The organism is Exiguobacterium sp. BRG2 (assembly GCF_031844245.1).
Taxonomy (GTDB): domain Bacteria; phylum Bacillota; class Bacilli; order Exiguobacteriales; family Exiguobacteriaceae; genus Exiguobacterium_A.
The window spans coordinates 35371-59437 of record NZ_JAUZUW010000010.1 but is presented as its reverse complement, the minus strand read 5'-3'; the positions used below and the strand labels follow the sequence as shown (position 1 = coordinate 59437).

Here is a 24067-nt window from a genome sequence, read left to right as displayed (position 1 = left end):
CCATTACTTCTCGAGCGCTTTCGCGATGTCAGTGAAGAATTCAGAGTACGTCTGAATCGATTCATTCAAGTACGTGTCTTTTGGTGCGTAAACGATGTTGTCGTCTTTGATTGCTTTTGTTTTCTGCAGGGCAGGCGCACGGTCAATGACATCTTGCGCCGGTACGGCACCTTCAGCGTTTCCAAGTGGTGCGTCGCGGTCAAGGACGAGTAACCAGTCCGGGTTACTTTGAGCAATCGCTTCGACCGAGACTTCATCACCTTGGTCGTTGCCCGATTTTTGTTTGACTTCGAGGGCTGGTTTCCAATCGAACAGATCATACATCGGTCCGAAGACACGTCCACTCATCGGAGCCGAGAATCCGATATCGCCGCCTGAGACGATGACCGACATGACGCTGTCCTGTCCGTTATACGATTTTTTAACGTCTTTGATCGATTGCTCAAGCGTTGTCACGAGCTGGTCAGCTTCTTGTTTTTTATCGAAGATTTGTCCGAGTGTCTCAGTCGTATCTTCAAGTCCTTTGACGAGTAACTCACCTGGTGTACCGGAGTCTTCCGGTAAAGCGATATCAAGATCGATGACAGCGGCGTTCGGGACGAGTTTTTTGATGTCTTCGTAATGATCGGCGAAACGCTGGCCGACGATGACGACGTCTGGATTAACACCAGCAATCGCTTCGAGGTTCGGTTCGAAGTGCATGCCGACATCGACGATATCCTTGTCTTTTGCGTATGGTGATTCAGCCGGGAGCAGTCCGACTGGTGCTGCTGCGAGTTCGACGTCCCATGCAGCAAGCGTCTCGAACGTTCGGTTGTCGAGTGCGACGACTTTTTTCGGATCGACCGGGACGTTGACTGTTCCGTGTGCATCCTTGATTTTGACTGTCTTCGGTGCTTCTGCGTCCTTCTTCGTGTCTGCTTCTCCTGCGTTCCCGCATGCTGCTAGTAAGACAGCAAGCGAACTCACGACGAGTGGTGTTTTCCATTTCCCCATGATGATTCAGCTCCTCTTGTTCAATTTGATAAACATGGATCACGGATTGAGTAGCAGATGGATTATGTATACCTACGTGATTAATCTGTTCTCAATAAGTGATAATGATTATCATTGTCATATTCACCGAGAATGATAGCAGACGATTTTAGAAGATGCAACGCTCATTTCCAGCCAAATGGCTGTCCGAATTTTTACCTTCTATAAACTATACGAAAATAAAAAAATGATAATCTTTCTCATTTAGTCATGGAAGTAGGAATATTTGACGCTTTTGACGAAAACAGGTTTAAGCGACAGTCAAAAGAGAAAGTGGTAATAAATGTAACGTTTTTGTTTTTCAAATCAGAGAAATTGCAGAGAATGACTTCGAATTGAGGTGCTCTATGAATCAACCATTTGAAGACTTGAAGATGTATCAAAATTTTGATGAATTGGCAGATGATGTTCTCGATTTCGCAAAAGAGATCTTACCGGACCAGATGCTGTATTTATCAGCGATCGAAGCAGGACAACAACGGATGTTGAAGATCACGAACGATAAAGCAGATATCCCGATGGTCGAAGGCATGCAGATTGAACTGAACCAATCGTTATGTAAGCTGATTGATTTCGAGACGAGACAGCCGGTCGTGCTCGAAGATATTCCGAACGCGGAACAACTCGGCGACTGGCGAAAAGGTTTGGAGGAGGCTCACGTCCGGTCCTATCTAGGTATTCCAATCGTCTTGACGAGCGGAGAGACGTTCGGCACATTATGTGCGATCAATAATCGGGTTAGCTTGTATGACCAAAAGAACATCCAGTTATTGCAACGCATCGTCCGACTCTTCTTGTACTACTTGGAGCTCGAACGTCATGCTTGGAAGGACGCGTTGACAGGACTGCATAATCGACGGTACTTAACGAAGCAGTTCGAGGATCATCCCGGGCAGACAGGGGCCGTCTTCTTCCTTGATCTCGATGGCTTTAAGCAGGTCAATGACGTCTATGGACACGAGACGGGGGACATCGTCCTGCAAGAAGTCGCACAACGCTTGCGAAAGTTCGTCCGCGAACAAGATGATGCGATGGCCGTGCGGTTAGGCGGTGATGAATTCATCCTCCATTTCGGTCATTCGGATTCAAGGGAAGGGTGGGAACGACTCGCAGAGCGGATCGTCACTGCGTTAAGTGAGTGGGAAACGGATTACCGCGTGTCGACGAGTATCGGAATCGTGATGTATGACACCGCGTTTCGTCCAGAGTTGCAAGCCTTGTTACAGCAGGCGGATATTGCGCTATATGCCGCTAAGTCGTCAGGGAAAAATACGTATCAGTTCTATGAGATGGCGAAGAAATGAACGAATATCAAAAGACCTGACGCTTCTGAATCTCTTCAGAAACGATCAGGTCTTTTTAGTTGCCATGAAGACGATAGACGATCCGAATGATGTCCTTTTTCGGAAGGTCAGGGTATTTGAGACATAACGTCTCGACGCATGTCACGGGATCGACATCTTCTAATAAGCGGATGGCTTCCTTGACGACTGGATCATGTGGTTCGGTGACTTCGGAAACTTTAACAGTGGAGTCGCTCGATTGATGAATCAGGTAAAACAATACCGTATGTACAGATACGAGCACGACTTTTGTCGCGAGAGAAATCGTGATCGACGCAACGTAGAGGTCCATCCAAAGTAAGACGCTCAAACTGACGGAACCGTTCACGACAGCAAACAGTATGTTCGAGAAACGACGCTTAAACAGTCCGCCAAGCGCACGCATCATCCCGTCAAAGACGACGCTGACGACCAGGCTAGCGAGATAGAAACATACGAGAAACACCAGACAACCAACGAACGAATCGTAGGACACATCTCCGACGTAGAAAATCAGTCCATCGATCATCAGTAAAGGGAGCACTAAGAGCAGACTGAGCAACACAAGCGAGACGGAGGAAACCAGTCGTGACATCCTATCATCCTTTCCGTGCAAATGATTTCGTTAAACAAGAAACGCAGCATCCAAACTAGGATACCGCTTAACACAGCTGATTACAATTATTAACAAAAAAGAAGCGTACACAGAATGTTACTCAGTTATGCGTGGAAATCCTGTCAAAAAGCGTCTTTAGGTCTAGCTAACATCTGGATTATCCATTGACAATCCTTACCTTTCCCTCTTACAATTGAAAATGATTATCAATACAAGTTGGGAGTTCTGCCTACCATGAACGTTAACCGTAAAAAATTACTGATTTCTACTGTCTCGATCCTGTCTTTGACATCATTATTGATCGGCTGTTCGAACCCGGGCGAGTCGACAGGAGAGCGAAAAGATAAAGATACATTGACGCTCGCGTGGCCACGCGACGTCGGAACGATGAACCCGCACGTCTACAACCCATCACAACTGTTCGCACAGTCGATGATCTATGAGCCACTCGTCCACTACGGAGAAGGTGGAAAGCTCGAGCCATACTTAGCCTCGTCTTGGAAGATTTCTGAAGACGGAAAAACGTATACGTTCACGCTCCGTGACGGCGTCAAGTTCTCGGACGGTTCGACGTTCGACGCAGCAATCGTCAAAAAGAACTTTGACTCGATCCTTAAACAAAAAGCCTTACATAGCTGGCTTGGTTTCATCACGAAAATCGAGAAGACAGAAGCTGTCGATGCGAAGACGTTCCGCCTGACATTATCCGAAGCGTACTACCCGACGATTCAAGAGCTCGCGGTTGTCCGCCCGGTCCGTTTCCTCGGAGAAGCGGGATTCCCGGAAAACGGTGATACGTCGAAGGGTGTCAAAAAAGAAGTCGGAACAGGTCCATGGATGCTCGACGAATACAAACCGGATCAGTATGCGACGTTTAAGGTCAACAAGAACTACTGGGGTCCAAAACCGAACATCGATCACATCAAGGTCGACATCATCCCGGATGCGGAGACACGTGTCTTAGCACTCGAAAAAGGACAGGTTGATCTGATTTACGGGGAAGGGGCGATCAGCATCGATGCCTTCAATCAGTTAAAGACGGATAAATCCTACAAGACAGAGATGTCCGAACCAGTCGCGACGCGTCTCCTCGTCTTGAATACGAAAAATAAGCGTCTGTCTGACGAACGCGTCCGCCAGGCGTTACAGCACGGGTTCGATAAAGCCGCCCTCGTTGAAGGGATCACGTCGGGATTAGAAGCACCGGCTGATTACCTTTTGCCACCGAACATGCCGTACACATCGAACTTGAAAGTGAAGCAACGGGATTATGACGTGAAGGAAGCAAATCGTCTTCTTGACGAAGCAGGCTGGAAACTGCCGAAAGGTGAGAAGGTCCGCGTCAAGGACGGTCAACCGCTGCAAATCGGGATGATGTATGATGCGGCCGAGCAGGTCCAAAAGGCGATGGCCGAAACGTTGCAGTCGGAATGGTCGAAAATCGGCGTCGAGCTGAAGACGGAAGCCGTCGAATTACCGGATCAAGTCCAGCGCTTCAAGGACAACCGATTTGACATCAACTTCTACAGCAACTTCGGTGCACCGTATGATCCGCATACGTTCGTGAACCTGATTGATACGGATGGCTTCGGCTTCAAAGAAGCGATTTCGTCTTATCCGAATAAAGAACAACTGTTGCAAGAGATCAAAGATGTCTTGAAGACGACGGACGAGACGAAACGTCAGAAGATGTACGCCGACATTCTGCCATCACTCCAAGATCAAGGTGCGTTAATTCCAATCTCGTACTTGAAGAAGATGGCAATCTATCAGTCGGACGTGACGAACTTCCAGTTCCCTGCGAACCGAGACGAGAGTCCATTCGCGCGTATCGGCATCAACTAAAGGAGGGATGACATGGGGGTCTTCCTCGTCAAACGCATATTATCCGTCATCCCGATTTTGTTACTGGCGGTCTTGATTCTGACTGGGTTGATTCATTTGTCACCGGTTGATCCGGCACAGGCCTATCTGTCCGCTGCTCATATCCAACCGACGGATGAACTGCTCGCTGCCAAACGAGCAGAATTCGGACTCGATCAACCGTTTTATAAACAATATATCGATGCCGTCATCCGCTTGGCGCAGCTTGATTTCGGAACATCGTATCTATCGGGTAAACCGGTCCTTGAAGATGTCTTGTTACGTTTACCACCGACAGTCGAACTGGCTTTGACGAGTCTGTTGCTGGCGCTTGTCATCAGTATTCCACTCGGGTTCCTTGCCGGCATTAAGAAAAATGGCTTCTTTGACCATCTGAGTCGGGGAATCGCCTTCATCGGGGCTTCGATCCCGTCGTTTTGGCTCGGGTATCTGTTCATCTTCTTCTTTGCCGTAAAGCTTGATTGGTTTCCGGTCGGCGGGACAGGAAGTGTGATGCACTTGATTTTACCGGCATTGACACTCTCGTTTCCATTGATTGCCCTGTATACACGCTTGCTACGCGGAAGTGTGATTGAAGCATTGAATGAACCATATGTCTTGTTTGCGCGTACACGTGGATTAAAGGAAGGACGAATTCTTGGCAAACACGTCCTTCGGATGGCGATTCCGCCGATGATCACGGGTCTTGGGATGAACCTCGGGAAGTTGCTGACGGGAACGATCATCGTCGAGACCGTTTTCTCGTGGCCCGGCTTCGGTCGCTACTTCATCGAAGCAATCTTTGATCGGGATATGCCGGTCATCCAAGGCTACGTCTTTCTCGCGGCACTCGTCTTCATCGGCAGCAGTTTGCTCGTCGATATCATTCAAGCCGTACTCGATCCACGACTAGCGAAAAAAGGAGGAGCAGTATGAATACTCCACTTCCAGCAACGATGATCCGGTCGCGATACACACCGCTACTTCATCTATGTGCCCTCGTCTTGATTGGCATGGCAGGCGTTGCGTTGTTTGCACCGTGGATTGCCCCACATGATCCGAATCTCGTCGACTTGACGCAAAAGCTTCATGGACCTTCGTCAGCCTATCCACTCGGAACCGACCAGCTCGGACGCTGCCTCTTGTCGCGCTTGATTTACGGCGCGCGGATCTCACTCGGTTGCGCCGTGTTGATTTTCATCGCCTCACTTGCGATCGGACTGTTCGTCGGAACACTAGCCGGCTATCGTGGCGGTTGGGTCGACCAACTCTTGATGCGTCTGTGTGACGGTGTGATGGCATTTCCGAGTCTGATTCTCGTCCTCGGTCTCGTCGGTATCTTTGGTCCGGGTCTCAAGCAGGTCATCATCGCCTTGATGCTCGTCCAGTGGGTTTATTACGCGCGGATGTTCCGCGGAATGGTCATGACGTTGAAGACGGAAGCGTTCATCGCGGCTGCTCGCGTCAACGGTTCATCTTCATGGAAGATCATTCGGACGCACATCCTGCCGAACATCTTACCGCCGCTACTCGTCATTGGGACTCTTGAGATGGGCTGGGCGATCATGGATATCTCGGCGATGTCGTTCCTCGGGCTTGGTGTCCAGTCACCGACAGCCGAGTGGGGCGCGATGATTCATGAAGGAAAATCGTACATCCGGACGAATCCGGAGTTGATGATTTATCCAGGACTCGCGATCATGCTCATCATCATTAGCTTTAATCTAGTAGGAGAACAGTTAGCAGAACGATTCGGTGTGTCAAAAACGATGAAATGAGAGGAGGTGCCCGTATCGAACCGATCTTAGCTGTCGACGGTCTGACCGTCCGTACGAAACAACAGATGACATTGATTGAAAAGGTATCGTTCTCGATTCAACCAGGTCAAATCCTCGGTCTCGTCGGAGAAAGTGGTTGCGGGAAGACAGTGACGAGTCTTGCGTTGATGCGTCTGCTTAATCCGCAAACGACAGACGTGACCGGTGATATCCAACTGAACGGAAAATCAATCCTTTCCTTATCGGAACGCGCTGTTCGATCGATTCGGGGCGGTGAGATCGCATTCATCATGCAAAATCCGATGAGTGCCTTCACACCGGTCTATTCGATCGGGCACCAGATGATCGAGACGATTCAGACCCATTCACGTTGTTCAAAACGTGAAGCGAAACAGCAAGCGATGACGGCACTCGAAGAAGTTAATCTAACGGATGCCGCCCGGTTGCTCAAGGCTTATCCGTTCGAGCTGAGTGGCGGGATGTTGCAACGGATCATGATCGCCTTAGCCGTCGCCCTGCGCCCAAGCGTCTTAATTGCCGACGAACCGACGACGGCGCTCGACGTCTTCAATCAAAAGACGGTTCTTGAGTTACTTGAACGGATGCGGGCGACTTACGGAACGGCGATGTTACTCATCTCGCACGATCTCGGTGTGATCGCTGAACTTGCAGACGATGTCCTCGTCATGCAGCAAGGACGGATCGTTGAGCAAGCAGATGTTTTTGAATTGTTTGATCGACCGCAGCATCCGTATACACAGTCACTTCTTGCACAGCATATCGGAAGGGAGGCGTTCGGATGAGTCTCTTGCAGATCGATCAAGTCTCACACGTCTATAAACGCCGGTTTCAACCAGCAAAGACCGTCTTACACGATGTCTCATTGACGCTTGGAGCGGGACGCTGTCTCGGATTGCTCGGGTCGAGTGGTGCCGGGAAAAGCACGCTCGGACGACTATTGCTCGGACTTGAACGCCCAACGACCGGAACGATTTGGTTCAATGGTGTCGATCGCCACGCGACAAAACGACCATTTCAAGGTGACGTCCAAGTCGTCTTTCAGGATTCCTTCGCTGCGGTCAATCCGAAGCTGACGGCTGCCGATATCATCGCCGAACCGCTTGATAACTTCATTCGTTTAGAGGGCGAAGCACGGCAACACCGCTTGATGACGTTAATCGAACAAGTCGGGCTCAAGGCGACGGATTTGACGAAATATCCGGCGCAGTTCAGTGGCGGGCAACTCCAGCGGATCGCAATTGCGCGAGCGATTGCTGCCGAACCACGCCTGATCGTTTTAGACGAAGCGGTCAGTAGTCTCGACATGGTCAATAAACGATTGATTCTCGCTTTGCTAGCTGATTTAAAGCGAAAACACGGCTTAACATATGTCTTCATCACCCATGACATTAAAGCTGCCGAGCAACTCTGTGACAGCTTTGCAATTTTGGAGCAGGGACGCCTTGTCGGTCATTACCCGAGTCTAGCGGCGTTCGATGCTGCGACGGATCCTGCCGTTGAACGGATGCGTCAAGCGAAGCTTGCCATGCACCCAAGACAACGAACGATTCGAAAGACACAACCAACTAAAGGATAATGGACTGCTGAACGCTTCCGTTATCCTTTTTTGTTGTAGAGCCGGATCAGTAAGCAGTTTTTCGGAACCGAAGTGCCGACCAGCCGAGTGTGAGGACAATCCAAACGAGACAAGAAATGACACCGAACAGATGGGACGAAGAAAAAAACGATGTGTTCGATGGAACTGACAGAAGCGCACCAGGCATGAAAAATAGAACGTCTGGCTTTAGCGAAGGAAGTACAACAAGAAGCAAGGAGACGACGAGCGATAGGATGCCAATCGGTACAGCGCGTTGCAAGAAGGTGCTGATCAGTAATGTCAGACTAACGACGAACAACGTCCAAAGACTAAAATCGAGGATGATGCGTAGCGCAAGCATCGGCGAAAGGAATCCGAACCAATAGACGGTCAGACAATAGGACGTGAGTGCCCCGATTAGAATTCCGAATAAACTGATCATACCGTGACTGAACCATTTCGATAGCAGATAGACATTCCGAGAAACGGGACGCGTTAAAATGAAATCCTGCATGCCGGTTTGGCGATCTGACGCTAACAGTCCCATGAAGCTCATGATCAGAACGATCAAGCCAAGCTGATTGAACTGTCCATGAATCGTTGCGCTGAAGACGTCAAGTGATTGCGGAGCAGGACGATTCGGGTCAACGATGATGCCATCCGCGTTTCCGACGTGTGCGAGCAAGACATCCATATACATCAACAGCAATGGTTGCGTCACGCCGAGAGCAATGAAGAACAGCGGTAACCAGACGATTTTCCATTCTTTCCACGCTTCCAACCACTCGGTCAGCGTCAGCGTATAAAACGTCCTCATACGTCCGCCACCATGTCGAGGAACCGTTCCTCGAGTCCAATCGGTTGATAGGCGATCGAAGCAATCGACCATCCCTGTTGTATCAAGGTGGTCGCTAACTCTGAAAGGTCAAGTGGCTGCTGTGCGGAGAACTGATAGCAGTTTGGGTTGATTCGATCAATCTCGACTCGTGGAAATAGCGTCGCAGAAAACGGTAGGACAGGTGTAAGCGTCTCGACTTGAATCCGGTATGGATCCACGTTGCGTTGATTGTCGAGTGGACCTAACAATTTTCCGTGTTTGATGACGAGGAAGCGATCGCAACACGTCTTTGCGTCTTCTAAGAGGTGTGTCGAGACGATGATTGTCATCCGTTTCTTTAAGCGGAGGATTAATTGATTGATATCATGTCGACCACTCGGATCAAGGGCGGAAGCCGGTTCGTCGAGAATCAAAAATATCGGTTCATGTAAGATGGCTTGGGCGATTCCGAGACGTTGGCGCATCCCGCCGGACAAGCGTTCGATGACTTCTGCTTGTTGATCGTGGAGTCCAACTTCATTTAGAACGTCCGGAATCCGCTTATTTAACGTTGCGCGATCGAGACCTGACAAGCGACCGAAGAAACGCAGGGATTGTTCGCACGTCATCCAAGGTTTAAAGTCGGTCTGTTGGGATAAATAGCCGATCGATTGCTGCTGTTGCCGGATGGGGAGGGAAGATATCGTGATGGAACCACGGTCACTCTCGATCATGCCGCTTAGACATTTCAGGAGTGTCGTCTTTCCGGCACCATTTGGACCGATCAGTCCGAGACATTCATGTTCGTGAATCGTAAAGGAAATATCGTCTAGAATAAGACGTCGTTGAAGTGAAAGCTGGAGATGAGAAATCTGAATCATGCCGTCGTCCTCCTTCCGATGACGAAGTAGAGAATCGAGCCAATCGGCTGTACGAGGAGAATGACCATTAACCATATAGCCGGTGTCGCAATCCGGTCCTTGCGTCTAAACCAATCGATACAGGCACAGCTGAGTAGAATCAGATTGATGGAGATGTAAATCAATAATAAGGGCAAAAAGCGTTCCCAGTCGATTTGTGATAAGGCAGAGAAATCTATATTCATGACACACCCTCCTTTTCTATTTCCATTATCAATAATGAAAATATAAAAGTCAATGCCTTAGACGAATTACTACTATCTTGTAATCAAAAAGCATTGATCAATCGAAAATTCAAGGGTTAGATAAGTTTTTATATTGATTCTTTCTGATGTAGTTGATGAGTATAGGTCATAACGAATATTCCGTTGAAATTTATGTAGTAACTCTATTTTTATAAGAGATCGTTAATGGGTTTTAAGCTTTCAGTTGGGTCATATTCTTTTTATTACAATATGTCATTTTAAAAAAGAAATAATTTTTGATACAATTAAAGTGAAATATTTCAAAAATATGATAATAAAGGGAGAGTTTTAGAGGGGATGACTGGAAAAATATTAGATTCATCAGATATGGATAGAGCAATTCCAACTTGGAGCGGCTTTGATTACCAAGGGCAAGTTTCAATATACTATTCCTTAATAAAAATAAATCAGATTGATATAAAAAATGTTGATGAATACGAGTTACAAATAGAATCTTTAGAAGATTTTAGTATTAATAAGAACGGTTTCCCAATTAGTATTCATCAAGTTAAAGCATACATGCGTGAAGATTCATTTTCAAAATATAAAAGACCAATTTTTGATTTGTTAGGCAAAGTTGCTAAATATCCAAGTATTGATGGTTGCTATCTTCACACGTTAATTCCTATTAATCTTCCAGAAGATTGTAAGTTAAAAAGTCAACTTCAAAAAATAGTTCCAAATAAGAAGAAAGACCAGTTTCAAGAGTACAGTAATTTATTATTTGAACAAGATAAGTACGATGAAGCAAAGAGGAAATTAAAATTAAATATGAAGAGAGGTCAAGAATTCAAAAGCATCATAGGTAGACTCGAGATTGAGGTTCGAATTAAGGAACAGATCCAATTATTCTTGAGTCAAAATCCCGAGCTTTTAAAATTCAAATTTACTGAGACAAAGCAAAATATTGATTACTTATATTTTAACTTTATTTATGAGATCAATCTTTTAGTTGCAACTGCACACCGTGATGAAACATTAGAAGCTAAAGTACCATTTTCAAAAATTTTAGAAATTCTCACAACGACCTATGTGTATCGATATAGTATAAAAACTGCAGCTAGCTCTTTGAAAAATTCACTTTCGATTTATTTTGATCAATATTGTCATAAAATGAAAATTGATTCAGAAGAAAAGTGTATAGCATGGACTGAAAAATGGAAATGGATTCTTGAGCAAAATGATAATGATTTTTTATTATTATGTAAAAAAATCTCACCAACTACAAATATTAATGTGAACGAAATAGAAGCATATTCTTTGAGAGAGCTAGTTGTCAAAGCAGGGGTACATAAAACATTCTTTCCTTTAATTTTAGAAGCAGATAGCTTTAAGCTTGAAACAGAAGGATTAAAAGAAATATTCGTCTTAAATAAGGATGGAGTACACCATTTAATTACTACTATCGCAGAAACTTGGGGAGAGAATGAAGCCGATACTCAAGGTATGAAAATTTATGAGTCGTTAAAGGATGATAACGATTTAGCCGAATTACTATATGATGTACAAGTGTTCATTAACAATGAAATTAAAGGAAATTTTGATGGGAAAATTATTGATCCAGGAGATGATTACAGAGCAACAATACCTGACTTTGAGTCGAAAGAAAATATAATTGAACATAAACGAATATCCTTTATGGATATCGAAAAGGCAAAGGAGATTTTTAAATCATGAAAGATATTTTAAGGATGATATTAAAAGAAAAGAATTTTTCAACTAAGGATCAACCTTTCGGTTTTGAAGAATCAATTTATGCAGATCGAACTGATGATTACGGTTTTGATTTTTTAACAGTTCTATTTCTAGATAAAGAAAACTTTTCAAAAACTAACTTAAATCAATACATTGAAAAACTGTTTAAAGAATTCTCACAGCAAGATAATCCTAAAATGGGGTGGGATAAAAATCTTTCGCTACTTATAATGTTAAAAGTAGATTCAATAGATATTTCTTCAGAAATTCAATCTCTTATTTTTGATATCGAAGAGGATCCATTTATGTTTAAAAAGTATATTCTTCCTTATACAGGCAAGCAGGAAGATGTTTTTACTGAACAGTTAGAGCATTGCGATGAAAATGAAATTTTGAATTTTTTAAATCTAGTTTTATATGATGCAGAAAAGTTCTCAACATTTAAAACCAAAAGGGATTGTGAAGAGTACCTTCTTTATGATTTAGTCTCTAAATTATTTATTAAGATTCCATATCTAAATATAATTAATCAGAATAAAGAAATTGATTCATTAATGACCGAAATTGATGAGAGTTTGACTGTCGAAGAGAAAGAAGTTCTGATTAAATTATTAGATTTAAAAGAACCAGAAGGAGATGAGATTGATACTCAAAAACTACTAGAATCGATAGGAGCAACTGAAAATGAATAAATTCACAATATCAAGACTATATTTACAAAATTTTAAATCAATTGATGAAGCAACAGTCGAGTTTGATGGAAAGAATCTTAATGTTTTAGATGGCCCTAATGGGTTTGGTAAAACAACAATTTACGATGCTATTCAATTATTATTAACTGGGTCTATAAGACGAGTTGAATCAAATAAAATAGTGTTTGGAAATAAAGGCTTCGAAGATCACTTGTTTAGTAAAGATCAATCAAAATCAACTGAAATTACTATCGAATTTAGTAATATTTATGATGATACAACAGTAGTATTACAGCGTATTATGTTACCCCCTGATAGAATAAGTAGAAGTCAAAAAAAACCTCAAATTTTTGAGCACTATACTCTATATAAACTAAGTAACTTTGACGATAAATCTGAAAAACAACGATTAAGCAATAATGAATTAGATCAAATATTTGGCATGAAAGATATGATTGAAAAATTTAATTTATACCAGTATATCGAGCAAGAGGAAAGTACATATTTGTTCAAAAAAACAGACAAAGCCAGAATGAATTTGATATCAAAATTATTTAATATTGAGGAAGAAATTGCTCAAAAAGATTATCTCGAAAAGGTGAAGAGTAAGCTTCATTCCCAAAAAACCATACTAAAGAAAAACCTTGAAAATATTGAGAATAATAATAAGAAAGAAGATTTTGAAACAATTACTAAAGGTGATATTGTTACTAGCGAAGAGCTTAAATATAAGCCCCTTATAAGTGCTGAAAAAATATTAAATGTTCCTTGGGATAAAAGAGATATTTCACCAATTGATTCTAATGTAAGAGAAGTGTACATGTCTGAAATGGACACCATACAACTTATGGAGAGTAATAAAAATGACTTTAAAAACGAATTATTTAACGAACAGATTGATAATGTAATTAAAGCTGAAAATAAGTTGACAGCTTTAATTGTATTTGGGTATTTCCATGATAAATTTGAAGAATTTAAAAGCAGGTATGATAGGCAACGGAAACTTAACACAATTCTTACTAGACTCAGAGAAAAAGATTTTATGAACAAATCAATAGATTGGAGTTTTGTATTTCAATATATAGACTTACCATTTAATCAGACATATATTGAACAAAATATAGAATTAATCAACTCTTACAGTAAAAGCGCCGACCACATTTCTTCATTAGTCTCAAAAATGATTGAAACAAGAGATAAATTAGAGAACCAATATAAATCTTATAAAGATTCGAGTCCCCAAGAAACTATTGAATGTCCTCTCTGTGGGGATCCTAAAAATAGCATTGAAGAGTTAAATTCTGAAATAAAGCAAAGAACTGAATTACTTAAAGAATCGTTAGACGCTGATTCAAAGAAATATGAAAATATGTTTATTAATTTTTATGACAATTATATTAAAGAAATTGCTGAACAAATTGAAGAATGGTTAATGTTAAATCAAATCGACTCAAAGTTTTTCAATCAATTATTAGAATACAAAAATGTAATATCAGATGTAGATAAAGGTAAAAAGTGGTTTGCGAAAAATAATATTCAAATTGAAAATTTTATAAATCATAAGGAAGAATATATTAACGATATTGATGATAAAGTTAAAGCTTTAATTTCAGAACTATTAAAAAGAAAAATTGTAGTGAGCGAAGAATGTAAAGATAACATTACTCGGTTTAAAAGAATTTTTTCAGATCATTTAGAGAATGATTGGAATCTACTAGATCAAATTACATCTGAAGCAATTAAAGAAAAAAAAGAATATATTGACTTGCAATATTTTATTAAAACAAGCAATAACTTTAAGGAATCAAAAAAAATAGAAAGTAAAATCGAAAAAATTGATAACACCATTACAATAATTAATAGTATGTTAAGTAAGTATAAAAGTAAAATTAACTCTCATCGTGCTAAGATGCTGAACGATATTGAAATCCCTTTTTATATTTATTGTGGAAAGATTATACAAAGTCATCAACGAGGAACAGGGGTGTTTATTAAAGAAGAAAAGGAACTATCTTCGACTGGAGTAATGGAAATAAGTTCACTGAGTTTTATTCCTCCAGTGGATACAGACCATGATATAGTCCATTCATTTAGTTCTGGTCAACTTTCGTCAACTGTGATTGCTTTTACGCTTGCCTTAAATAAGGTTTACGGTAATTCCGGGATTATGACATTGTTGATTGATGATCCTATTCAAACAATGGATGAAATGAATATGGCATCATTTGTAGAATTACTAAGAAATGATTTTAATGATAGACAGTTGGTAATTTCTACACACGAAGACAATGTGTCGTTATACATTCGTTACAAATTTTTAAAATACAGATTAAGTGTCGGCAATATTAATGTAAAAAAAAATTTATACTCAAAATAAATAAACAAGCAGGTTGATAGCTGAACTAAACCCTGAATGATGGAAACATGATAAAAAACCGCATTCGGGGTTTTTTTAGTATTTAAAGATACCGAAATATTATATCTATTCAATTTAAACGGAAAATCTATTTATAAACGGGAGTACCTTCAATATAGATTAAATTAGATAACTTAAAACGTTAAAGTCTTTCATTAAACTTTCCAAATTCTATGGTTGAGTTTTCCGTATGAAAAAAGCTGATTTATTATTTTTAATAAAAGGCTAAGTTTGCTATTGGTTAAAAATACATATTGTACTAGAAAATTCAATATTAGAGTTAATTTTCTTTATAAAATAGTTCTATCTAACTCATTTGATATTCAATACACCATTTTCTAATTCTTCGAGGCATAGATGTAACCGAGCAGTGATCATTTCTCGATTCCCCATCTGTTGCGTTGTTTTATGAGTGAGATGAGGCTGATGTAGAATGTCGAAGTGCTCATACGCTTCTTGCAATATCCATAGTGTATACTAATCCAGTAATCGTCGAATTTGCGTGGTGCGTTTGTCTCCAACCACGTTAAAGCAATATCCGCTTATAAATCCATCAGCTATGTTATTTAGAATATTACTTTTTTCTTGATACGCTTGATTTATGTATCGTGGAGTATTTGAAAAGGCTGGTAACAAAAATTTGTAACAAAAAACAAAGTAAGCCGCATATTTCAAATCAAAATCCAATCTTGGAAACGGATCAATGATTGCAATGTGTGCATCAGTTAAAATTAGATTTTCTGGTGTTACATCTTGATTGACGAGCGAGATGTTTTGAACCTGAGTTCGTCTATTCTCAATTAAAGCATGAATATGCTGACCGACTTTTTCTTTATCAAAGCAAAGACTAGAGTGAATGAGCGTATTCAAGGCAATTAAGGCACGTTCATTTTCTTCCTGCCATAATGCATCCCTGTTTTTTGAATCGCTACCTCGTAAAGTTTCCCCTTGCCAGTGCAGTTCCCCGAAGCCTGTAATAGAGGTTTCATGGTTGTGTATACGATGAAAAATTTGTCCTAATTTCGTTCCGTAAGAATGGGCTTTATTCTGATCGAATAACAATAAATCTGTTCCACGACCCATGAACGTTTCTACTGTAAATACTGTGTCATCTTCAATAAAATACTGATAAAAGTCAGGACAGACATTTTGGTCACTTGTATTGGCATGTAAATAGTAAGCTTTCGTTGACTCATACTCTGTAGTCAGCTCTTGTTTATCAATCTGTTGCAACTCCCCATAAGCCTCATTCTTTTTTAGTCGGATCACAAGGTCTTGATCCTCTGACCTAGTTACTCTATAAACAGTGTGCCAAGCTCCTTCACCAATCTTTAGTAACTGTTCTTTATGTATGTTCTCGAGATTCCATTTGGTGAAGGTATTGTTTAACGTATCCATTGCCGTTTCATCAAGGTCTTCTTTGATCCGTTTCATGGTCTTCATTTCGCTCCCTAATAAAGTTGTGTCGTAGAAAACCCTCCTGAATTCGGAGAGTGTCTACGGTAAGATGACGAGTGAGACGGTCCGTTCAGTTGCCTGGTCTTCTGTCTCCAGGTGATGATATTTTTCGAGCAGTGTCCGCATGTCCTGTTGAAAATCATTGAAGGTTTCATCCGTCAGTTGCAATTTCGCGATCGAGAACGTCGAATGGTCCTGACCTTGCGTTTGAACGGTCTGTTCGAAGTACGTCTTGTACTGCTGCAAGACATACATGAAGTAGAACGAGACGAAGTTCACTTTTTCATCGTACGTCGCACTGTTCCAGTCTGCTTCGCTGATTTGATAACCGCTCGTGTTCAAGGCATAGATTTTTTCCTCGACTTTTCCGACGCGCTGGACGGCGACGATTTTCAACAACTGATCGTCCATCATCGCATTAACTTGCCGGTACAAAGTAGACTGCGGTACATCCGTTAAACGTTGATTCAGTTGCATGATTGATAAGCCGTCTTCGCGATCAATCAATTCGAGTGCAATCTTAAACCGGACATGATTTTTGAATAAGTTAAAGTTCACGACGTGTTTCACTCCTTCGTTCAATCGATTCTAAAACTATCTTATCATGCTTTTGGAAACATTCTTAAAAATGATAATGTAAAAAGAGGGAAATTGATGTATTCCTTGAATGATTTACATTAGAGTATATTTTAGAAAGGAGCCTTCACATGAAAAATACAAGTTATCGCTACGGTACATATGCCCTCATTACAAGTTTTTTCTTATTCTTCATCATTCAGATGTTCCGAGCGTATATTGAATTATCTCCTGAATTTCTAGGAGAAAACCTTGGAGAGTATGGCTTAACGTATTTTCCAATCAGTGCATTAATCGTTGGATTAGTTTTTTTAAGCCATGGCTGGTGGACTGAAGATGAGAAAAAGCAGCGTGAAAAGCTAGCTGCACAAAATCAGCAAGAATCGAATGAATCGGTGTGACATCATGCCGTTGATACAGAAGACCGACAACGCATTTTCGTTGCCGGTCTTTATCGTTTCATGTGTTCAATTGTTTAAAACGCTTAATCGCGAACGGTCCGATTGGTTCAGTCGTCGATCGTTCCATGATCAATTCACTAAGTACTTTTCCAACTAAGCTACTGAACTTGAACCCGTGACCGGAGAAGCCGGCGGCGATCGCGATGTGCGGATAGTCTGGATGCAAATCGATGATGAAGTCCTCGTCTGGCGTCATCGTATAAAGACACGCTTTGCCGTGAGTTAAAGTATCGATCGAGGGGATGAATGTGTTCGTGAACTGTCGTAAATCAGCCAGATCACCCGTCTCTTGACCGAATGAACGGCATGGTTGATTCGGATCAACGGGAATGCCGCCGTCGTGGCGTCCAATTTTCAGACCGGCTTGAGCGATACTTGGAAAACCGTAATAATAACCGGCGGGTGTATCAAAGGCAAAGGCAGGGAACACCGCGTCGTTAAATACCTCTTCCGCTGCTTCGAACCAGGCGAACGTCTTGCGGACCGGTCGCAGCGGTAAGGAGAGTCCGGTCTGTTCGAGCAATGGACCAGACCAGGCACCGGCTGCGACAATCAACGCTTCAGCTGAATAGGTGTCTGTTCCGACGGTCACGTCAACGCCAGTGGCGTGGGCGGTAAGCGTCGTCACTTTCGCATTCGTCCGGATGTCGACGCCGTTCGCGACAGCAAGATCGCGATACGCTTCAATACAATCCTCGCACTTCAACACACCAGACGTCGGTTCAAAACAACCGATATAATCGTCGGGCATCGTTAAGCCGGACCAGCGGGTTCTAACTTCCTCAGCCGTCAGGACCTCGAGCGGCAAATCGTATTGCGCTGCACTCCTGATGATCGTCTGCATCGAACGGGACGAGCGTTGACCGGCATTCAAGACTCCGGTGTTCAGAAACAAGCTCCGACCGCTGATCTGTTCCAACTCGTACCATAAGCGTTGTGCGGCTAACGCGAGCGGTACGTATGCTTCACCTTCACCATAGGCATGGCGGATGATCCGGGTCTCCCCGTGATGACTTGCTTGATCATGCGGCGGATTGTGGGCGTCTAGTAGTAAGATTTTTTGATTGGTTCGAGAAAGATAGTAACCGGCAGCCATTCCCATGGATCCGGCACCGACGATGATGACATCATATTGGGACATGTGGTTCGACTCCTTCATATGTATATTCATACCAGTATAAAGTGAGAACCAAAACATGACAAATGTGATATCAGATCTCGAAGCGACGGGCTTCTTGTTCTAAGTGTTCCGTTCTTGCGTTTAAATCACCTACGAGCGTATGCAACGTCGTGATCGTCGCAATCATCTGTTCAGACGCAGCGGCGACTTCCTCGTTACTTGCCGTATGCTCTTCCGCGACAGCGGCAATTTCCGTTAAGGCATTGCGAATGAATCGTTCTGCCTGCAAGACGTCTTCCATCTGTTGCGTCATCTGCTGTGTTGCTGACGAGACGTGCGTGACTTGATCCGTCAACCGTTCGAACGTTGTATCCGTATCAAGGACGATCTGCTTACCGGCTGCTGTTGCTTCGACCGTCGTCTTGAAACTGTGTTGCATCTGTTGCGCACTGTCTTCAATCGAGGTGACGATTGTTGCGATTTCACTGACACTACTTGCGACGTGACTTGAGAGATTCTTGACCTCGGTCGCAACGACGGCGAAGCCTTTGCCTTGTTCGCCAGCCCGTGCTGCTTCGATCGCGGCATTGAGGGCAAGTAGATTCGTCTGCTCGGAAATACCGCGGATAATACCGACGAGCGTTTGGATATCCGATGATTGCTGTTTCAGTAGATCAATCTGTTCAGCAGACTGGGTGACATGTTGATGAATGTGGCGCATCTGTTCGACAGAAGCAGACATTTGATTCCGTCCGACTCGTGTCAGTATTGCCATCTGCTCCGTCGTTCCTTGAATTTCGACACCAGACTGATTCGTCGTCTCGATTAATGCTGCGAACTGATTCATCTCGTCATTCAATGAAAGCGTGACTTGCGTCTGACTTTCAGTTCCCGTTGCGATTTCCGACATCGTATGAGCGATTTGCTCAGATCCGTCGAGTACTTCTGATGTACTTTGATCAATCGATTGACTCGTCGTCGAGACGAGAGTGGCTGTCTGTTTGATATCAACGATCATCGTCCGTAGCATCTCGTTCATATCACGAATCGAGATCGCAAGCGCATAGATTTCGTCTCTCGAAGCAATCGTCAAATCGGTCAACGTCTGTTTTGCCTGATCCAGTCGCCCCTCGGCAATCAAGGCAGCGACTTTCTGTAACGTCTCGAGCGGACGTAATTTTCGACCGAGGACGAAGTAGAGCAAGACGAGTGTGATCGTTAACAGCAGGAGCATTAACCCGATGAAAATCGGAGCGTTTTGTTGTAATTGATCCGTCGTAAGCGCATCGACTTCCTTCGCATCGATGTCTGTTCCAAGAATACCGATGACTTGACCGGACGCATCTTTTAACGGAACGTAGATACTCATGTACTGTCCATACACAGGATCATTAATGATGTCCGTCGCATGTGTGTCACCTTTTAAAACATCTTTCATATCCGCGACTTTTGCACCGCTTGCTGGCGTATCAATTTTAGCCGCATCTTTTTTTGGGAGACCGTCAATCAGCAAACGGACCTTATTTTGGTCGATGCGTGCTGTGTATGCATACAGGAGTCCGTTTTGCTTACGTAATGTATCGAGTTCGTTTCGTAACGTTTCATATTGCTCAGACGCGATAGGCGATTGTAGAAATTCGCTGTAAGCTGCCGTGTCGAATGTCTTGCTGATGCGTAAAGCATCCTTTTCAGCGGTCGCTTTAAGTGTAGAAACCGCAGTTTGCTTCGTATTGAAGTATAAGGCCAGACTACTAAAAACAAAAAAGGCAATCAAAATTAAACTAATCATTACTAAAAGGCGTGTTCGGATGGAATGGTTCTTGGTTGTGGTCTTCACGTATAACTAGTCCTCTCAACTTATATTTTCTATCTATAATTCATTTATCGGTTGGTAAAATACATATTAAACAGGACCTTTTAACGATTTTTTTATGCCACCGCTGGAAGACAAACTATTTCTTCTAAAAAAAGGATTTATCAAGAATGATTCAGGGCAAATAGTAGATAAAAAAATACAAATTGAGGGAAGAGGGATCGAGATGGAAAGTGAAGTCGATCATCGAATCAAAGCAAGACATGTATATGAAAATGAATTACGAAGACACGCAGTCAGTACAAAAAAAGCGAGCTTTCGTCTGATGACATGTCTACGTTGTCAATCAAAAATCCTGTTAAAGCAGGGACATCAGGACAGCCATCAATGTGACACGAACTAAAAAATCCCATTCTTAAGAGCGGGATTAAATAAAGTGTTAGATAGAACAGGCAACAGTTAGAATGACAAAAACAATCATGAGCACTTGTTTTTCGGTCGTTCACGTTAGGATTTCATAGGCAACACATAGCGTAATAATAATTGTTGGATACAGGCAAGTAGCGTTCCGATTGTCAACGGAGCAAGAATCAAACCCATTCCGATGATAATCAGACCAGGTGCGTCGTCAATCTGACCAATATAGAAAAAGACGGGAAAGAGACATGCCGTTAAAATGGCGACGATATAAAAAGACAATTTCATCGATTGAATGGAAGCTGTGATGAGCGGAAAAGCCGGAGGAGTCATCGACATATATCGAAGGATTCGGAGCGCATGGAATAAAATCAAAAGAGTTGGGATGAAGATAAGGTATGCGGTCAATAGAACACTGTAGCCAGGTCGCTCGAGTAACAAGTTTTTCGTGATACCATGCCAGACAAGTGGGATACCAAGTCCAGCTAAACCGAACAGACTGAAGATGATACCGAAGACGATAAAACGTAAAAACCGGATTTGCCAGACGAAATGATTCACGATATCAACTCCTTTCGAGGCAACAAACGTTTCTTTTAGTATACTGCATTCCCCGATAGGCTAGTAAAAAATTCAAGTGAAAAGACAACCGTACGCCAAAACAATCTCATGAAGATGAAATAGATTAAGGAAATGGAGGTCACGTGATGAAACGAGAGCAACATGTCACGCCGCATCCCAAAGGTGGCTATCAAGTGAAAGCTGCCGGTGCGACTCGAGCAACCAAACGATTCGCTACACAGAAAGAAGCGATTGCAGAAGGGCGTCGCATTGCGAAAAGTCAGAAGACAGAGCTCGTCATTCATAACAAAGAAGGGCAGATTCGCGAAAAAGATTCCTACGGACACGATCCATTTCCACCACGAGGTTGAGCCATCATATAAGACACGTTCTGAGCATGAGAGCGTGTCTTTTTAATGATTCTCATGTCAAAAGTTTTTGATATGAGAATGGAAGTTCATCACAGTAGAGATTTAAAAAGAATTTGACCCGTTGTGGAGGAATGAACGTGAGAAACCACATCAAGGAACTGCGTCTAGCGGCAAAATTATCGCAACAAGAACTGGCTGACCGCTGTCAGGTCAGTCGGCAGACAATCAATGCGATTGAAAACAACAAGTATGATCCGACTTTACAGAATGTACGAGCGAGAAAGCCCACTCCTTTAGAAGTGGGATGATAGCGAGTTCGGGGACGGGATGTCTTCAGACACCGCATGTCGCCGACTGTTCTTCCTGATGAAATACATTTATAGTAAATCTATAATGGAGTTGATTATTATGATGAAGGAGGTGTCAAAGATGAGTCAAGTCGTCACGGTAGAAGTTCGAATCTATGCCACGCGTCGTCAGGATGCCATCCTAAAAAGGATGGGCAAGACCTATATCCAGACCGCCAACCGAGTCGTGGCGAACATGGTCGCCTCCGAGGACGGGAAGAGGTGGTCGAGCAAGGACATCGACACCCCCCTTCCGAGCGCCGTGAAGAACCAACTCGCAGGAGATGCCGTCGGCATCTACAAGAAGGCGAGGAAAGAGGATTTCAAACGCATTCCTGTCCTCAAAAAGCCGGTCTGCGTCTGGAACAATCAGAACTATTCCTTCGACTTCGAGAGCATCTCCTTCCCCGTTTGGATGGACGGGAAGTCCGTGAAGATGCGATTCCGTGCTACCATGGTTGACAAGGACAATCGGAATACCCGACTCCTTGCCAACAAACTCGGGACGCTCAGGGTCACGAAGAAGGGAAGGAAGTGGATCGCTCAGATTTCCGTCCATGTACCGACCGTCCCTCGGACGGGGGTGCGGGTGATGGGGGTTGACCTCGGACTGAAAGTGCCGGCGGTCGCCGTCACCGATGACGACACGACCCGTTTCTTCGGGAACGGTCGTAAGAACAAGTATATGAAACGCAAGTTCCGTGCGGAACGGAAGGCACTCGGCAAAAAGAAGAAGCCGAAGGCTATCAAACGACGCAATCAGAATGAACAGCGGTGGATGCGGGACAAGGACCACAAGGTCAGCCGAGCCATCGTCGATTTTGCAAGACAGAAGAAAATCTCTGTCATTCGCCTCGAACTCTTGGCGAACATCCGACAGACGGCAAGAACAAGCCGTAAAAACAACCAGAACCTCCACTCATGGTCGTTCTATCGTCTCGCGTCCTTCATCGAATACAAAGCCGCCTTGTCGGGCATCAAGGTTGAGTATGTGAACCCCGCCTACACGAGTCAGACCTGCCCATCCTGTTCCGTCAGGAACAAGGTGAGGGATAGGGTCTATACGTGTGCCTGTGGGTTTAAAGGACATCGGGACGCCGTCGGTGCGATGAACATTCGATACGCACCTGTGATGGATGGTAACAGTCCATCAGCCTGAGAACCTATACGGTCTGTCTCAGGAGGGGTGATGGCACACCCCTACCTCAAGGCTCGGACGAAGCAGAAATGGATTGAGTCCGCCAAGCACTTGAGAATCCCACCCTCACCAAAGGTGTGGGCTTGCGGCTTTAGCCGTGGGAGTGTCAAAATTAGCGTTTAATATCGCCAAAGTCTTGCAGACACAAGTCGATCATCTGTTCATTTCAGAACAGGAGGAATGGGATGTCTAAGAAAAAAACGGGTTTATTTTTAGTAACGCTCGTGATAGTGGCGAGTCTTACCATCATTAGTATGATCATCGAAAACAATGTAACGTTCTTCTCGATTGTTCAATTGGCGATTCTATTGATCATGTTCTTCTCGTATTTTACGTGGGCACGATCAGGAGAAGACGAGCGTCCTGTGCCAGAAGATGAGCTCGGCAAAAAGATTACGACGGAAAGCGGCCTCGTTAGCTACAAAATCCTGATTGTCCTGATTTTTGGATTCATCTGTCTCGATTACTTTTTACGTGAATCAGCGAATCTGTTATTGATCGTTTTGTTCGCGATTGCTTTAGTTACACTACCAATCATTGAGTTTATGAAAGCACGTTCCTATCGATGAAGTGGTTTGGAACGGAAAGGAGTAAAGCATGGAAGAACAACAATAATGATGTCACTACTGATGGTACATCTACTATATTATATGGAATGTGCCTGCTGCATCATGCACGAAAAGCGATTGAGCTTGCTCCACTAGATGTTGCTTATTATGAATTTATCTTGTTTTTTTGAGGGCAATCCT

At 43.3% G+C, this 24067-nt stretch carries 24 protein-coding genes; 14 read left to right on the top strand and 10 right to left on the bottom strand.

Annotation, left to right across the window (positions count from 1 at the left end):
• Positions 1–3 precede the first annotated feature (3 nt).
• Positions 4–996: a siderophore ABC transporter substrate-binding protein gene (locus Q9R23_RS12785; RefSeq protein WP_050677096.1), complete on the bottom strand. Its 993-nt coding sequence runs from the start codon at positions 994–996 to the stop codon at positions 4–6.
• A 386-nt stretch (positions 997–1382) separates the two neighbouring features.
• On the opposite strand from Q9R23_RS12785, the gene Q9R23_RS12780 reads away from it, so the two are divergent.
• Positions 1383–2339: a sensor domain-containing diguanylate cyclase gene (locus tag Q9R23_RS12780; RefSeq protein WP_311247211.1), complete on the top strand. Its 957-nt coding sequence runs from the start codon at positions 1383–1385 to the stop codon at positions 2337–2339.
• Positions 2340–2394: 55 nt separating this feature from the next.
• Here Q9R23_RS12780 and Q9R23_RS12775 read toward each other — a convergent pair whose 3' ends face one another.
• Complete coding sequence (locus tag Q9R23_RS12775; protein ID WP_311247210.1) at positions 2395–2952, bottom strand: hypothetical protein; 558 nt, start codon at positions 2950–2952, stop codon at positions 2395–2397.
• Between the two features lie 255 nt (positions 2953–3207).
• Between Q9R23_RS12775 and nikA the strand changes: the two genes are divergently transcribed.
• Genes nikA through Q9R23_RS12750 form a run of 5 tightly spaced genes read left to right on the top strand, consistent with a single transcriptional unit; the run spans position 3208 to position 8211 of the window.
• Complete coding sequence (gene nikA / locus Q9R23_RS12770; RefSeq protein ID WP_311247209.1) at positions 3208–4818, top strand: nickel ABC transporter substrate-binding protein; 1611 nt, start codon at positions 3208–3210, stop codon at positions 4816–4818.
• 12 nt (positions 4819–4830) lie between these two features.
• Positions 4831–5772 carry a nickel ABC transporter permease gene (gene nikB, locus Q9R23_RS12765; RefSeq protein WP_311247208.1) on the top strand — a complete coding sequence of 314 codons (942 nt, stop codon included), beginning with the start codon at positions 4831–4833 and terminating at the stop codon, positions 5770–5772.
• On the top strand, positions 5769–6614 hold the full coding sequence (gene nikC, locus Q9R23_RS12760) for a nickel ABC transporter permease subunit NikC (RefSeq protein ID WP_396136373.1): 846 nt from the start codon (positions 5769–5771) through the stop codon (positions 6612–6614). The genes nikB and nikC overlap by 4 nt, the downstream gene beginning before the upstream one ends.
• The gene (locus tag Q9R23_RS12755) at positions 6611–7417 is read left to right on the top strand and encodes an ABC transporter ATP-binding protein (protein WP_396136372.1); all 807 of its coding nucleotides are present in this window, start codon (positions 6611–6613) and stop codon (positions 7415–7417) included. The genes nikC and Q9R23_RS12755 overlap by 4 nt, the downstream gene beginning before the upstream one ends.
• Positions 7414–8211 carry an ATP-binding cassette domain-containing protein gene (locus tag Q9R23_RS12750; protein ID WP_311247207.1) on the top strand — a complete coding sequence of 266 codons (798 nt, stop codon included), beginning with the start codon at positions 7414–7416 and terminating at the stop codon, positions 8209–8211. Before Q9R23_RS12755 ends, Q9R23_RS12750 begins: the two co-directional genes overlap by 4 nt.
• A gap of 46 nt (positions 8212–8257) precedes the next feature.
• Here the strand turns inward: Q9R23_RS12750 and Q9R23_RS12745 are convergent, their stop codons facing one another.
• From Q9R23_RS12745 to Q9R23_RS12735, 3 genes are read right to left on the bottom strand one after another with little or no spacing between them, the layout of a single operon-like run.
• Positions 8258–9028 carry an ABC transporter permease gene (locus Q9R23_RS12745; protein WP_311247206.1) on the bottom strand — a complete coding sequence of 257 codons (771 nt, stop codon included), beginning with the start codon at positions 9026–9028 and terminating at the stop codon, positions 8258–8260.
• Positions 9025–9909: an ABC transporter ATP-binding protein gene (locus Q9R23_RS12740; protein WP_311247205.1), complete on the bottom strand. Its 885-nt coding sequence runs from the start codon at positions 9907–9909 to the stop codon at positions 9025–9027. The genes Q9R23_RS12745 and Q9R23_RS12740 overlap by 4 nt, the downstream gene beginning before the upstream one ends.
• Positions 9906–10133 carry a PLDc N-terminal domain-containing protein gene (locus tag Q9R23_RS12735; RefSeq protein ID WP_311247204.1) on the bottom strand — a complete coding sequence of 76 codons (228 nt, stop codon included), beginning with the start codon at positions 10131–10133 and terminating at the stop codon, positions 9906–9908. Before Q9R23_RS12735 ends, Q9R23_RS12740 begins: the two co-directional genes overlap by 4 nt.
• A gap of 357 nt (positions 10134–10490) precedes the next feature.
• Between Q9R23_RS12735 and Q9R23_RS12730 the strand changes: the two genes are divergently transcribed.
• Genes Q9R23_RS12730 through Q9R23_RS12720 form a run of 3 tightly spaced genes read left to right on the top strand, consistent with a single transcriptional unit; the run spans position 10491 to position 14957 of the window.
• Positions 10491–11870 (top strand): ABC-three component system protein, encoded by a 1380-nt coding sequence (locus Q9R23_RS12730; RefSeq protein WP_311247203.1) that lies wholly within the window; start codon positions 10491–10493, stop codon positions 11868–11870.
• The gene (locus Q9R23_RS12725; RefSeq protein ID WP_311247202.1) at positions 11867–12580 is read left to right on the top strand and encodes an ABC-three component system middle component 1; all 714 of its coding nucleotides are present in this window, start codon (positions 11867–11869) and stop codon (positions 12578–12580) included. Before Q9R23_RS12730 ends, Q9R23_RS12725 begins: the two co-directional genes overlap by 4 nt.
• Positions 12573–14957 (top strand): AAA family ATPase, encoded by a 2385-nt coding sequence (locus Q9R23_RS12720; RefSeq protein WP_311247201.1) that lies wholly within the window; start codon positions 12573–12575, stop codon positions 14955–14957. The genes Q9R23_RS12725 and Q9R23_RS12720 overlap by 8 nt, the downstream gene beginning before the upstream one ends.
• A 516-nt stretch (positions 14958–15473) precedes the next feature.
• Here the strand turns inward: Q9R23_RS12720 and Q9R23_RS12715 are convergent.
• Entirely contained in the window at positions 15474–16430 is a 957-nt protein-coding gene (locus Q9R23_RS12715; protein ID WP_311247200.1) for a hypothetical protein, read from the bottom strand.
• A gap of 63 nt (positions 16431–16493) precedes the next feature.
• Positions 16494–17012, bottom strand: a complete 519-nt coding sequence (locus tag Q9R23_RS12710; RefSeq protein ID WP_214855829.1) for a helix-turn-helix domain-containing protein — start codon at positions 17010–17012, stop codon at positions 16494–16496.
• Positions 17013–17161: 149 nt separating this feature from the next.
• Between Q9R23_RS12710 and Q9R23_RS12705 the strand changes: the two genes are divergently transcribed.
• Positions 17162–17431: a hypothetical protein gene (locus Q9R23_RS12705; RefSeq protein ID WP_214855831.1), complete on the top strand. Its 270-nt coding sequence runs from the start codon at positions 17162–17164 to the stop codon at positions 17429–17431.
• Positions 17432–17489: 58 nt separating this feature from the next.
• On the opposite strand, the gene solA is transcribed toward Q9R23_RS12705, so the two are convergent.
• The 3 genes from solA to Q9R23_RS12690 all read right to left on the bottom strand — a co-directional run bounded on the left by solA (position 17490) and on the right by Q9R23_RS12690 (position 21402).
• Complete coding sequence (gene solA / locus Q9R23_RS12700) at positions 17490–18632, bottom strand: N-methyl-L-tryptophan oxidase (RefSeq protein ID WP_311247199.1); 1143 nt, start codon at positions 18630–18632, stop codon at positions 17490–17492.
• Between the two features lie 70 nt (positions 18633–18702).
• Complete coding sequence (locus tag Q9R23_RS12695; RefSeq protein ID WP_311247198.1) at positions 18703–20448, bottom strand: methyl-accepting chemotaxis protein; 1746 nt, start codon at positions 20446–20448, stop codon at positions 18703–18705.
• A gap of 483 nt (positions 20449–20931) precedes the next feature.
• A complete protein-coding gene (locus tag Q9R23_RS12690) occupies positions 20932–21402 on the bottom strand; it encodes a DUF2975 domain-containing protein (RefSeq protein ID WP_290714537.1) in 471 nt (156 codons plus the stop codon).
• Positions 21403–21548: 146 nt separating this feature from the next.
• Between Q9R23_RS12690 and Q9R23_RS12685 the strand changes: the two genes are divergently transcribed.
• The 4 genes from Q9R23_RS12685 (at position 21549) to Q9R23_RS12670 (ending at position 23887) form a co-directional block, all read left to right on the top strand.
• Positions 21549–21773: a DUF2188 domain-containing protein gene (locus Q9R23_RS12685; protein ID WP_029341445.1), complete on the top strand. Its 225-nt coding sequence runs from the start codon at positions 21549–21551 to the stop codon at positions 21771–21773.
• A gap of 131 nt (positions 21774–21904) precedes the next feature.
• Complete coding sequence (locus Q9R23_RS12680) at positions 21905–22081, top strand: helix-turn-helix transcriptional regulator (RefSeq protein ID WP_197499314.1); 177 nt, start codon at positions 21905–21907, stop codon at positions 22079–22081.
• A gap of 121 nt (positions 22082–22202) precedes the next feature.
• Positions 22203–23279 (top strand): RNA-guided endonuclease InsQ/TnpB family protein, encoded by a 1077-nt coding sequence (locus tag Q9R23_RS12675; RefSeq protein WP_311247197.1) that lies wholly within the window; start codon positions 22203–22205, stop codon positions 23277–23279.
• Between the two features lie 224 nt (positions 23280–23503).
• Entirely contained in the window at positions 23504–23887 is a 384-nt protein-coding gene (locus tag Q9R23_RS12670; protein ID WP_069940471.1) for a DUF2178 domain-containing protein, read from the top strand.
• Positions 23888–24067: the final 180 nt, after the last annotated feature.